This is a genomic window from Alloacidobacterium dinghuense (genome assembly GCF_014274465.1).
Lineage (GTDB): Bacteria > Acidobacteriota > Terriglobia > Terriglobales > Acidobacteriaceae > Alloacidobacterium > Alloacidobacterium dinghuense.
In genome coordinates this window covers 242,022-254,684 of the sequence record NZ_CP060394.1, presented here as the reverse complement: position 1 = coordinate 254,684, position 12,663 = coordinate 242,022, and the positions used below count along the sequence as shown (strand labels likewise).

The window sequence follows — 12,663 nt, the reverse complement described above, 5'->3', positions numbered from 1 at the left end:
ACGAACGCAAATCGGCAGGTTTTCTTCTGAACAATGACACAACCAAACACATCAACCCGCCTGGTTCAGCACCAGCGAAATCGCCTCGGCCATCCGTTCCCAATTCCCCCGCTCGGCCTCAAGCTGACCCAACCCCTCCGGCGTAAGCGAATAAAACTTGGCTCGACGGTTGTTTTCCGAAGGCCCCCACTCCGCCTGGATCCGACCCTTGTACTCCAGCCGATGCAGCGCCGGATAGAGTGATCCCTGCCCCACCTGCAGCACTTCCTTTGAAACCTGCTGGATCCTCTGCGCGATCCCCCAGCCATGCATCGGTCCCATCGCTAGCGTTCTCAAAATCAGCAAATCCAATGTCCCCTGCAACAGTTCCGCAGATGACGCCATCTTCACCCCTCGTCATTCGACAAAAGAAATACGCCTATCACTTGTCGAATGTCAAGAGGAGTAATGAGCGGCTTCTGTCAGACCTGTGGATTTCTTTGTCAAGCCCCCTGCGTCGATCTGCAACCACTAACTCCTTCCATGGCATGAGGTTAGAGCCTACGTTTTCCAGCAGGGAATTATGGCCAAAATTGCTATCATGGAAATAGAGCGGTTTTCCGCGTCTGCCCCTCAGCAGATGACAACCGAACCCCTGTAAAAAGAAGAATTTACAGAAAGCATAGGGGAGGGTGACCAATGCTTTGCCCCAGTCACCCCAGGCATTGTGGAGATGCGGGGTGTTCGGTTAATTCGGCCGCCTAAGTCAAGTAGAAACAGTAATTTAACTCGATTCAACGACAAAATAGCCATAACAGCTGTATTTTGATGAATTTAGCGACAATGAAGGGGGCCTGAGTCTTGCATCGAGTAGACCAGGGTGCCCCATGTCTCGCAGAGACATGGGATCTTTTCTGAGACACATAAGCCAAATAAAAAGAGGAATTTAGCGAGCAATGGGGGGGACTGAGCCTTGTGCTTTGAGCCCTGGGCCCAGAACTTCACAGGCCATGGCGGCAATTCGGCTGGCCGCATCCGGATGAGCCAGCGTCCGCGCCCGCTCACCCATAGCCTTGAGTTCGGCCCGATTGCCCAGCATGGCCGTCAGCGATTCAAGGAGACGATCCGGCGTCATCTCCGACTCAAGGAGCAGAGTCGCCGCGCCTGCCCCGGCCATCACCTCCGCGTTCTTCCGCTGGTGATCGTCCGCCGCGCCGGGAAACGGAACCAAGAGCGCCGGCTTGCCCGCCGCCATCTCTTCGGCTACCGTACTCGCCCCGCTGCGCGACAAAACCAGGTCGGCAGCCTCGAACCGCCGGGCCATGTCATCAAGGAACGCATGCACCTGCCACCGCGACGGATCAGCTCCGCTGGCAGCGTAAGCTGCCTGCGTTTCCTCGGCATGGCGCGCCCCAGCCTGATGCAGAATCGTAAGGCCGGGAACAGCCTCAAGCAGACGCGCCACAACCTGCGGCATCGTCCGGTTGAGCACACGCGCACCCTGACTCCCGCCAAAGATGAGCAGGTGAGGCAAGCCGTTCTCTGGGCGCCGTTGCAGCTGAAAAAATTCAGCGCGGACGGGAATGCCAGTCACCTGCGCGTTGCGGAAGTACTTGAGAGCAGGCTCGAAATTAACCGCCGCGGCGGAAACGTGCTTGCCCACCAGCCGGTTCGCGAGACCGGGAAAGGCATTCGGCTCAACCGCCAATGTCGGAATGCGCGCAAGAATCGCCGCAACCATCCCCGGTCCGGAGGCGTAACCGCCAACGCCGATGACAACATCAGGCCGGAACTGCTTCAGCAACGAACGGCAGTGCAGCACGCTCATCGGCAGGTCGAGCATGGTCCGCAACCGCGTGACCAGACTGACATTCTTGAGTTGGCCGACTTTGATCAGCTCAAGCTTGTGCCCTGCTTGCGGAACAAGCTTCGACTCCAGTCCGCGCGGTGTGCCTACAAACAGAAGCTCCGCCTGGTATTGCTTTTGAAGAGCATCGGCGATGGCCAACGCCGGCATGATGTGGCCGCCCGTGCCGCCACCCGCAATCAACACTCGCACGTAGCTATTCGATCTCCCGTGTGATGTTGAGCAGAACGCCGATGAGGGCGAGCATGATGAAGAGCGATGTGCCGCCGTAAGAGATGAATGGCAGCGTGATCCCTTTGGTCGGAACCAGCGCCAGGACAACGCTGATATTGAAAAACGCCTGAATCAGAATCGTGGCTGTGATACCGAAAGCAAGGAAGCGAGCAAATGGATCCTTCGACAGAACAGCGGCACGGATGCCGCGATATCCAAGCACAATGAAAAGTCCAAGCACAATCAGCGCACCAAGCAGCCCCAGTTCCTCAGAGATGTTGGCAAAGATATAGTCCGTATGCGGTTCGGGGAGATAAAAGAGCTTCTGCCGCCCCTCCATATAGTTGAGCCCGAAAATGCCGCCTGTTCCTACCGCAATCAACGACTGAATAATGTGGAAGCCCTTGCCCAGCGGATCGGCCTCAGGATTGATGAACGCCAGCAAGCGATCCCGCCGCCACTTCACGCGGAAGAGCATGAGGTAAAGGACAGGAAGCGAAGCCAGAAACGCATAGCCGAGATACTTCATCTCCATCCCGGCGAGATAGAGCATGAGCGCTGTAACACCGGCACAAACAAGCGCCGTGCCAAGGTCCGGCTCCTTCAGGATCAACGCAATAAAGACCAGACTCGGCAGCGCCGCCGGAAGAATGGTGCCGCGCCAGTCGTCGATCGTCTGCATGCGGTTCTGCAGGAACCACGCGAGAAAAAGAACAAGCGCGGGCTTCGCCAACTCCGAGGGCTGGAAAGACAACATCCCGAAGCGAATCCAGCGATGCGTGTTGTGCGAGTCGCGCATGAGAAACGCGGCCATCAGACAGATGACGGTGACAGCGACGGCTGGAAAAACGACGTTGGGCCGGTTGTACTTGCGATAGTCGACCTGCATGAGTAGCGTCATCACGGCCAGACCAACAGCGGCCCAGATGGCTTGGCGAATGACAAAGCTGTACGGCGAGCCGAAGCGCTCCTTGGCCATGACGGCAGAAGCGCTGAAGACCATCGCCAGCCCAATGACGACGAGGATCAGCGTTACGCAGAACAGCAGTTTATCGACGCCTACGCGTTTTGCCATACACCCTGTCTCGCGTGCACAAGCTCTTTGAAAACCTGTCCGCGATGCTCGTAATTTTCGAACTGGTCGAAGCTCGAACACGCCGGCGCCAGCAGTACGATTTCGCCCGGCTGCGCGGCCTCGGCTGCCTTGGCAACTGCCTGATCCAAAGTTCTGGCACTGACGACAGGCACCGTGCCATAGATATGCGTCTCGATCTTCTCCGCCGCAGCGCCAATGGTGTAGACGGCCTTCACCCGCTCTTCGAGCAGCGAGCGCAACTGGCGGTAGTCGGAGTTCTTATCCTTGCCGCCAAGAATCAGATGAATGCCGCCGGGAAATGCCGCGATGGCCTTCGCCGCGGCATCGACGTTCGTAGCCTTGGAGTCGTTGTAGTAGTCAACGCCGTTAATGTCAGCCACAAATTCCAGCCGATGCTCGACGGCTTTAAACGATTCGACCGCCTTGCGGATAGCGTCCGCCTCCACACCCGCCAGTCGCGAGGCGCAGACAGCAGCGAGCACGTTTTCAACGTTGTGATGACCTTTGAGCGGGATGTTTTCGACCTTAAGGATGAACTCCGGCGCAGCCTGCTCGGATGGGCGGAAGACAACGGCTCCTTCGTGAACGAACGCGCCCTGGCGCACCACGCGCTTCGCACTGAACCAGAAGATGCGCGACTTGGCGCGAGCCGCCATGCGCGACGTCACATCGTCGTCCGCATTCAGAACCAACGCGTCTTCGGCAGTCTGATTGGCAAAGATGCGTTCTTTCGCCGCTGCGTAATTTTCAAACGTACCGTGACGATCGAGATGATCCGGCGTCACATTCAGAATGACAGCAATCTCGGGGCGGAACTGGCTGGTGGTCTCCAGTTGGAAGCTCGATACTTCAAGAACTGACCAGCCATCGTCGCGGCTCTGATCGACCAACGCAATGACGGGCACACCAATGTTGCCGCCAACCTGTACTGCCAACTTTCCGGCTTCAAGGATCTCCCCGCACAGCGAGGTCGTCGTGGTCTTGCCGTTCGATCCAGTGATCGCCAGCGACTTTCCTTTGAGGTACTCGGTAGCGAGTTCCAATTCGCCAATGATCGGCAGACCAAAGGCTTTCACCTGCACAAGTTCCGGTGTATCGATGGGAACACCAGGGCTCACAACAATCAGATCCTGTCGCCGGAAGGTCAGCAACCCATGTCCGCCTGCTTCGACGGAGATACCTTCTTCAAGCAGGGCGGGGATCTCTTTTCCTAACTGCTCGGCGCTGCGAATGTCCGACACGGTAACCTGCGCGCCTCTGCGGCGCAGAAAGAGCGCCGCTGCCAGGCCGGATCTGCCCAGGCCAACCACCAAAACCTTTTTTCCTTTGAATTCCATGCCTTTGATTTTCCGGCCAGACACGCTATTGTGTCACGCCGCGCGCAAAATTTAACGAAGCTTCAGCGTGGTGAGTGCTAAGAGTGCAAACAGCAGCGCCAAAATCCAGAAACGAGTGATGACTTTGGCCTCTGACCAGCCGAGCAGTTCAAAGTGGTGATGCAGCGGCGCCATTTTGAAAATTCGTTTTTTGCGCAGCTTGTAGCTGCCTACCTGGAGAATCACTGACATGGCCTCCAGCACAAAGATCCCGCCAATAAAGGGCAGCAGCAGTTCCTGCTTAATCGCCACGGCAACCGTCCCGATGGCCCCTCCCAAAGCGAGCGAGCCAACGTCTCCCATAAAGACTTCCGCTGGATGCGCGTTATACCAGAGGAAGCCAATGCTCGCCCCGACCATCGATCCGCAAAAGATTGACAGTTCGCCCACAAGCGGCATGCGTTGCAATTCCAGATAGTCAGCGAAAACAACATGCCCGCTCACATACGTCAGAACTGTAAGTGCACCGGCAGCGATGATGGTGCAACCGATGGCCAGCCCGTCGAGGCCGTCGGTAAGATTCACCGCATTGCTCGAAAAAACGATCAGCAGCACGGTGAAGACCACGAAGGGCAGAAAAGCCAGCAGGCCGAAGTGCGGGATATGCCGCAGCGCGTGAATCGCGAAGTCAGGCTGCAGGCGCTTGACGAAAGGCACGCTGAGCTTGGTTGAATACATGCCCTGCGTCTGCATGGCAATCAGAGCGATCGAGATTGCGAGGCTCGCCAGAATCTGGTAACCGAGCTTGGCGCGGGCCGTAAGACCGAGGTTCCGGCGTTTGACCACCTTAATGTAATCATCGGCAAAGCCGATGGCGCCGAAAGCGACAGTCGATCCCATCATGAGCCAGACAAACGGATTCGAAAGATCGGCCCACAGCAGCGTAGGCAACAGAATGGCAATGCAGATCAGCACGCCGCCCATAGTCGGAGTGCCGGCCTTTTTTTGATGGTCCTTCGGGCCTTCTTCGCGAATGTATTGGCCGATCTGGAACTCATGCAGCTTTTCGATCACATACGGTCCAATGATGAGTGCGATCAGTAACGCCGTCAGCGACGCAAATGCGGTGCGGAACGTCAGATACCGGAAGATACGGAATGGTCTGAAGTAAGGGAAAAGTTTCTGATACAGAAGCCAGTAGAGCAAATACTTCCTCCGGCATTAATTTCCCCGGCATGCGCTGCGTTCACACGCTGGGATAACAAATTGCAGTCACTCAGGTTCATCTTACAAAACTAATTTGTTTCAAATGCTTCAAGCGCCTTCTCCAGCCGCACGCCACGCGATGCTTTCAACAGGACAACGTCCTTCTCGCGAAGATTCCGCTTCAGCCATGCGCCTGCCAACCCTGGCGTCTCCATAAACATCGCGTCTGCGCCAGCGAGCTTTGCCGCCTCAACAATCTGCAGAGCATTGCCACGCACTCCGATTACGACATCGACCCCCGCAGCAGCCGCCGTTTCACCACAGCTTGCATGCAGTGCCGCGGTCTCACGCCCTAGCTCCAGCATTTCTCCAGCGACCAGAATGTGGCGCTCACCCGGCATCAACATCAAAGTGTGGATCATCGCCTTCAGCGCCTCAGGATTTGAGTTATAGCAATCGTTGATAATCGTGGCGCCATTCAGATTGATGAGTTGGCCGCGCTTATCACCCGGCTCCAGCTGCGCCAGAGCTTCAGCGCAGGCTTCCAGCGAAATGCCTGCCTCCATCCCCACGGCGATAGCGGCCAGCGCGTTGGATACATTGTGCTGCCCCAGCAGGCGCAGGCAAACCCTCACCTCGTGCCCACCAGCGCGAACCAGAATTCGCGTGCCATCCGCACCCAACTCTTCGGCAGACTCGGCACGCGGATTGGCGCATGGTCCCTTGCCGAAATAGATGCTCTTACCGTGAAAGTCGCGGCCGAATTGCGAAACGTAGGCATCGTCGCAATTCAGAAAAGCCACACCAACACCCGGCAAGCTGGCCACCAACTCATACTTCGCACGGGCAACACCGGCGATGCCGTCAGAGAAATTCTCCGCGTGCGCATTGCCGACATTCGTGACTACGCCCCAGTCAGGAGCAGCAATATGGGTCAGGGCCGCAATCTCACCTGCATTCGACATGCCCATCTCAATCACGGCTACTTCGTGCTCAGGCTCAAGCCGAAGCAATTGCAAGGGCAGGCCAAATCCGTTATTGAGATTTCCCTGCGACTTCAGTACGCGAAACTTTGCCGCTAGAACGGCAGCGATCGCTTCCTTCGTCGTCGTCTTGCCTGCACTTCCGGTGATGCCGATCACGCGTTTGCCCCAATGGCGGCGAACGGCGGCAGCAAGCGTTTGCAAAGCGAGCAGCGGTTCGTCGACGATGATCAGGATCTGCTGGCGTACTGTTTCGGGCAGGTCTAAAACTTTCTTTCTAGCAACAACCGCTGCGCAGGCACCGCTTTCCAAGGCGGCGGTAACGAAGTCATGTCCATCAAACCGCTCGCCCCGAACAGCGAAGAAAAGGTCGCCGGCTTTCAACGTGCGCGAGTCAATGGAGTAGCCCGTCGCAGCCAGCGAATGCTCATTCTGCCTCGGAACATGCAGCGTTCCGCCCATCCAGTGCGCAATTTGATCGAGAGCCAGCTTCAATGCTTCGCTCCCGTCGGTGCAAGACTTTGAATTGCAGTTGCAGCGACTTCGACGTCATCGAAGGAAATCACACGCTCGCGCAGCGTCTGCGTCTTCTCATGGCCCTTGCCCGCGATCAGTACGATATCAGCCGGTTTGGCTTGTTCCACCGCGATCTGAATCGCCTTCGCGCGATCCGGCTCCGCGATGAACTCGACTCCCGTTGCTTCCAGCCCAGGCAACACGTCGCGCAAAATCGCCTCAGGCTCTTCGCTGCGCGGATTATCAGAGGTGAGCACAACAAAGTCGCTTCCTTCTCCTGCCGCACGGCCCATCAGTGGACGCTTCGTGCGGTCACGATCGCCTCCGCAGCCGAAGAGCGTAATCACCCGGCCGTTTCCGGGTTTCACAAACTCGCGTGCGAGCGCAATCAGATTGCGAAGCGCATCGTCCGTGTGCGCGTAATCCACGACAACGGTAAAGGGCTGACCTGCGTCAACGGTTTGAAATCGCCCTGGCACACAAGCCAGCGATGCCGCGCCTGCCGCAATCTCGTCGAGCGTTAGGCCGCGTGCATACGCTGCAGCAGAAGCAGCAAGCAGGTTATAGACGTTCACTTTGCCGCTCAACCGCGTTTGCATTGAAACACTTCCATTAGGTGTTACCAGTCTGAACCGCATCCCGGCAGCAGACATCTGCACATCTTCCGCATGAAAATCGCCGGCTCCCCATCCGTAAGAAAGAATCTCTGAGCCGGCATCCCGAGCCATGATGGCGAGTTGCACACCGTAGGCATCGTCGACATTGATGACTGAGATGCGTGGCGCAACACCATTGGATCCATCGAAGAGCATGCTCTTGGCAGCGAAGTAGGCGTCCATCGTCCTGTGATAGTCGAGATGATCGCGGGTGAGATTTGTGAAGACCCCAACATCAAACAGAAGCGACCACACACGCCCCTGTTCCAGCGCGTGCGATGAAACCTCCATCACTGCCTCGGTCGCACCTGCGCTCACTCCCCTGGCAAACAGCTCCAGCAGATCTCGCGATTCGGGGGTTGTATGCGGCGACTCCACCATCTCGCCGGCAACGTGATACTCAATGGTTCCCACGAGCACAGTCGTGCGAGCGACGCTGTTCAGCATCGCGTCCAAAAGAAATGCCGTCGTCGTCTTGCCGTTGGTTCCCGTCACGCCGCTCAGCGCCAGATGAGCTTCCGGATGCTGATAGAAATTGGCGGCCAGGGGAGCAAGCGCGCTTCTGCCATGTGCAACTTCAGCAATGGCGATGTGCGCGTGTTTAACAGCGGCATCCTGAAACGCCATCGCCGAATCGGTCACAACCGCGCTTGCTCCACGCTCAATAGCCGTGGAGATGTAGCGATTCCCATCCGTCGTGCCGCCCTGCATGGCAACAAACAATGAACCCGGCCCCACTCTGCGAGAGTCGTATTCGATGCTGGTGACGTCCACCGATGGGCCGCTGCGACGCACCTGTCCAACTCCCTGCAAAACCTCTTCTATGTGCATAGGAATAAGTTAATTCTAGATCAGCGGGTAAAGCGCACGACAATCTCCGTGCCCGTCGGCACCATCGTTCCTGCGGCGGGAGCCTGCTCGCGTGCAATGCCGGTGCCCAGCACCTGCACGCCCAGTCCAATCGAACCAGCCTGCTCAACCACATTGCGCACAGGCTCTCCGACAAGCGATGGCACAGCAACCCGCCTGCCCGCATTTACGATTACGGAGCCATTCACAATCGGAGCCAGGGGAGCGCTCGCAGGCATCGGTGGCGCAGGTGCTGGCGTTTCTAATGGTTTTGGACTCACGGTCTCGGCGAATGCCGTCGTCGGCGATGCCGAATGCTGGACTGGCTCGGCTGCACTGGCAGCAACCTGCGTCGGCGCAGCTTCTTTGGCCACTGGAGCAACCTGCCCAGGCGTCTGTTGCGGCGCCCGCAACGGATCATCTGCCGGAAGATCATTCACTGTCGCAAAGAGTGAATTCAAGTCCGCGTCACCCTGCTCGGGATGGTCATCCTCCACAACCGGGACCTGATTCTTTGCAAGTTCAGCCTGAGACTTCATCTCCTGGTCGTGGGGCACACCCAGATATTCAAGAATCTGCTGCGCCAGGCCTTGAAAAACGGGCGCGCTGGCCTGCGCCCCAAAATGCATGCTGTGATCCGGCGAATCCATCACGATTGCCATCGTGATAGCAGGATTGTTCACTGGAGCAAATCCCACAAACGACGCCACAAACTTCGTCTTGGAATAAGTATGGGTGTGCGGATCAATCTTCTGCGCCGTTCCCGTCTTGCCTGCCGCGCTGTATCCGTTCAGATGGACCGCCTCGTGCGCGGTGCCGATGAGCACCACGTCTTCCATCATCTTCCGCATCTGCGCCGCCGTCATTTCTGAGACCACACGATGCGCGCCTTCCGGTAATGGGTCGGGCAAGCTACTTTCAGGATGAAAGGCGGCCGGCTTCAGCTTGGGATCATCCTTCATCAGGTCTGTGCTCTTCAGCAGAATGTGAGGAGGAACGTAGGTGCCGCCGTTAGCAATGGTTGAAACCATCGTTACGATCTGAACAGGCGTCACAGCAATTTCCTGCCCCATGGGAATCGCGCCCATCGATGCCGGCCCCCAGCGCTTCAACGGCTCCAGCAATCCTCGCGTCTCAGCAGGAAGTTCAATGCCGGTGCGCTCGCCAAAGCCAAACGCGCGGATGTACTTGTAAAGGCGGTCTTGCCCTACGCGTTGGCCCACACGGATAGCACAAACATTGCTCGAAACCGCAAGGGCCTTCCACGCCGGGACCAATCCAAAATGATCTCCGGGAGCATCGTGCACCGTATGACCGGCGACGTTCATCTGCCCGCCACCGCAATCCACGATGGTGTCCGGAGTGATGGCTTTTTCTTCGAGCGCCGCCGCATAGGTCACTGGCTTGAACGTTGACCCCGGCTCATAGACATTACTCACCGCGAGATCCCGCAACAGATCTGTCGTCGCGTGGCGAAAATCATTCGGGTTGAACGTGGGCCGGATGGCCAGCGCCAGAATCTGCCCAGTGTGCGGGTCCTGGACCACAATCGTGCCATTTTCTGCGTGTGTCCGCTCCATGTTGCGGTCCAGTGCCTGCTCGGCCATGAACTGAATATTGGCATCAAGCGTGAGGACGAGGTTTTCACCCGGAAGCGGTTCGCTCTCTTCACTGCCGAGCACGTGCCTGCGCGCATCGAGAGCCGTCAGCATTCGACCCGGCGTGCCGTGCAGGTCTTCATCGAAGTTCTGCTCCAGACCGCCAAGGCCATTGTCGTCGAGCCCGACGTAGCCCAAAACTTCTGAGGCCATCTGGTTGTCGGGATAGAAGCGCTTGAATTCCTTCTGAACATAGACGCCCTTGAGGTTAAGCGCCTTGACCTTGTTGATAATCTCTGGATCCTGCTTGCGGGCTACCCAGGCGAAATTTCGTGAAGCGTTAAAGCGCGCCAGAATCTGCTGCGCCGCAGTGAACGAATCCGTTGCATCAACATGGACGATCTTCGCCAGCGCCGCCGCAGTGGCAGGTCGCGCGTCGCCAATCTCCGAGGGCACGGCATAAATCGAGTCGGCGAGCACGGTCATCGCCAGCTCATGCAAATTGCGGTCGTAGAGCATTCCCCGTCGGGGAGCTACTTCAAAAGTGCGCTGCTGCTGCTTTGCCGCACGCTCCACAAATTCGTGATGGCGAAAAACCTGAAGCCACACGAGCCGGAAGCCGATCAATCCCGCCCATACAGCAAAAAGGGCGACGACATAGATCACGCGCAGACGACGCATCGGGGTTGCTACGCCCGTCTGCGCCGTCTGTGTGTTTTGAGATGCCGGGCTTGTCTCGGAATGGAATGAGAACCGGTTCACCGCGCACTACCTTCCGGCAGAAAGTTTGAAACTAATTGCCTAGCGAAGGGGGATCGCAGGCGTCATCTTGGCCATCACCGGCCCGTTGCCATCGACACTCGCATCCGGACGAACGACCTGACCAGGTTGCGGAACATTCAGGCCAAGCTGTCGCGCCATGCGGTCAATGCGGGCCGGATCGGCAAGCTGCGCTTCTGTCAGGCGAAGCTGGCGGTTTTGTTCCTCAAGCTGCACCACCTGCTGCTTCTCCGATTCCACGCGATAACCATACTCGATCGAAGAAAAATGCTGCCAGCCATAGACCATCACCAGCGCAAACAAGACAGCCATCGCGCAGGCAAAGGTGCGCATCTCGCGCACGCGCTGCGGATCGGCAGCCTTGACCAATCGCGAATTGTCGAAGCGCTTCACAAAGAAAACTTCCGGCGTCGGCCCCCGGCGTGCGCGCTGCTGCTGCGCAAACAGGGACAGGTTTCGCTCGGCCGCGATTGCTTCCATGCTTTGGCGGGGGGCCGTTATGATTCCGTTGGTTGCGATTACCTGTGTCGCCATTTTCTTTTCTCCAGACTGCTGCTTCGCTCTCCCTAACTCTTCACTGCCTCCTCCAACGACCGGGCCTGGGCCGCTATCTAGAGGAGGGACTTACGGGATGTCGTCTTACTAACTTTCGCCTTGTACAACGGTGGGACGACCCCGGCCCGATCTTTCAACTAAAACTTTCCGATTCTCTTCTTCTCCGCCGCGCGCAGTTTCGCGCTGCGTGCTCGCGGATTGCGATCCGTTTCCTCCGCTTCCGCCGTTACCGGCTTCCGCGTCAGCACTTCGTAGACTCCCTGCTGTGCGCCTGCGCGCAACGCATCTTTCGCTCGCCGGTCTTCGAGAGAGTGGAAGCTGATTACCACCAGCCTTCCTCCCGTCTTCAACAACCGGGGCGCCGCGTCCAGCAGCGCATCAATCTCGTCTAACTCGGCGTTGACATAAATTCGAAGAGCCTGAAAGGTCCGCGTCGCCGGATGAATCCTCTCCGATTTCATCGCCGGGGCCGCAGCCGCTACAATTCTGGCAAGTTGTGCCGTTGTCGTAATCGGCCGGGCCCTGACAATGGCTCTGGCGATTCTCCGCGACCTCCTTTCCTCTCCGAATTCGTAAATCAGGTCGGCAAGTTCTTTTTCACCGGCCTGGTTTACCACCTGTTCGGCGGATTCCCCTTGGCGCGTATTCATGCGCATATCTAACGGGCCATCCGCCTGAAAACTAAATCCTCTGTGCGCCTCGTCGAACTGCATGGAACTGACGCCGAAATCGGCCAGCAGTCCATCCAGGCTCTCCGGCTCGATCAACTTCTCCGCCTGCGAAAACTCCACATCGTGCAGAACGACCTCCGGCATCGCCGGACCGAGCACCTCGCGTAAAGCATCCAGCCGCTCCCGCGCTATGGCCATCGCCTCCGGGTCTCGATCAAAGGCAATCAACTTGCCTCGCGGTCCAAGTTGCCGCGCCATTGCCGTCGAATGCCCTGCAAGCCCAAGCGTCGCGTCACAATAGGTGCCGCCTGGCCGCACATTCAGGTATCGGATCGCTTCTTTTAAAAGAACCGGCACATGTCGCTCACGTTCCGTCAT

10 protein-coding genes are annotated in these 12,663 nt (G+C 57.7%); all 10 read right to left on the bottom strand.

The window, feature by feature from the left end:
- Positions 1-51 precede the first annotated feature (51 nt).
- The 10 genes from H7849_RS00995 to rsmH all read right to left on the bottom strand — a co-directional run bounded on the left by H7849_RS00995 (position 52) and on the right by rsmH (position 12,663).
- Positions 52-384: a PadR family transcriptional regulator gene (locus tag H7849_RS00995; RefSeq protein WP_186743586.1), complete on the bottom strand. Its 333-nt coding sequence runs from the start codon at positions 382-384 to the stop codon at positions 52-54.
- Positions 385-925: 541 nt separating this feature from the next.
- Positions 926-2,038 carry an undecaprenyldiphospho-muramoylpentapeptide beta-N-acetylglucosaminyltransferase gene (murG, locus tag H7849_RS00990; RefSeq protein ID WP_186743585.1) on the bottom strand — a complete coding sequence of 371 codons (1,113 nt, stop codon included), beginning with the start codon at positions 2,036-2,038 and terminating at the stop codon, positions 926-928.
- Positions 2,039-2,042: 4 nt separating this feature from the next.
- The gene (ftsW, locus tag H7849_RS00985) at positions 2,043-3,134 is read right to left on the bottom strand and encodes a putative lipid II flippase FtsW (protein WP_186743584.1); all 1,092 of its coding nucleotides are present in this window, start codon (positions 3,132-3,134) and stop codon (positions 2,043-2,045) included.
- Positions 3,119-4,492, bottom strand: a complete 1,374-nt coding sequence (gene murD, locus H7849_RS00980; RefSeq protein WP_186743583.1) for a UDP-N-acetylmuramoyl-L-alanine--D-glutamate ligase — start codon at positions 4,490-4,492, stop codon at positions 3,119-3,121. Before murD ends, ftsW begins: the two co-directional genes overlap by 16 nt.
- 51 nt (positions 4,493-4,543) lie before the next feature.
- Entirely contained in the window at positions 4,544-5,677 is a 1,134-nt protein-coding gene (gene mraY / locus H7849_RS00975; RefSeq protein ID WP_186743582.1) for a phospho-N-acetylmuramoyl-pentapeptide-transferase, read from the bottom strand.
- Between the two features lie 89 nt (positions 5,678-5,766).
- Positions 5,767-7,155 (bottom strand): UDP-N-acetylmuramoyl-tripeptide--D-alanyl-D-alanine ligase, encoded by a 1,389-nt coding sequence (locus tag H7849_RS00970; RefSeq protein ID WP_186743581.1) that lies wholly within the window; start codon positions 7,153-7,155, stop codon positions 5,767-5,769.
- Positions 7,152-8,663, bottom strand: coding sequence for a UDP-N-acetylmuramoyl-L-alanyl-D-glutamate--2,6-diaminopimelate ligase (locus H7849_RS00965; protein WP_186743580.1), 1,512 nt, complete (start codon positions 8,661-8,663; stop codon positions 7,152-7,154). The genes H7849_RS00970 and H7849_RS00965 overlap by 4 nt, the downstream gene beginning before the upstream one ends.
- Positions 8,664-8,683: 20 nt before the next feature.
- Positions 8,684-11,041 (bottom strand): penicillin-binding protein, encoded by a 2,358-nt coding sequence (locus tag H7849_RS00960; protein WP_349627449.1) that lies wholly within the window; start codon positions 11,039-11,041, stop codon positions 8,684-8,686.
- A gap of 39 nt (positions 11,042-11,080) precedes the next feature.
- Entirely contained in the window at positions 11,081-11,593 is a 513-nt protein-coding gene (gene ftsL / locus H7849_RS00955; protein ID WP_186743579.1) for a cell division protein FtsL, read from the bottom strand.
- A 158-nt stretch (positions 11,594-11,751) separates the two neighbouring features.
- Complete coding sequence (gene rsmH, locus H7849_RS00950) at positions 11,752-12,663, bottom strand: 16S rRNA (cytosine(1402)-N(4))-methyltransferase RsmH (protein WP_186743578.1); 912 nt, start codon at positions 12,661-12,663, stop codon at positions 11,752-11,754.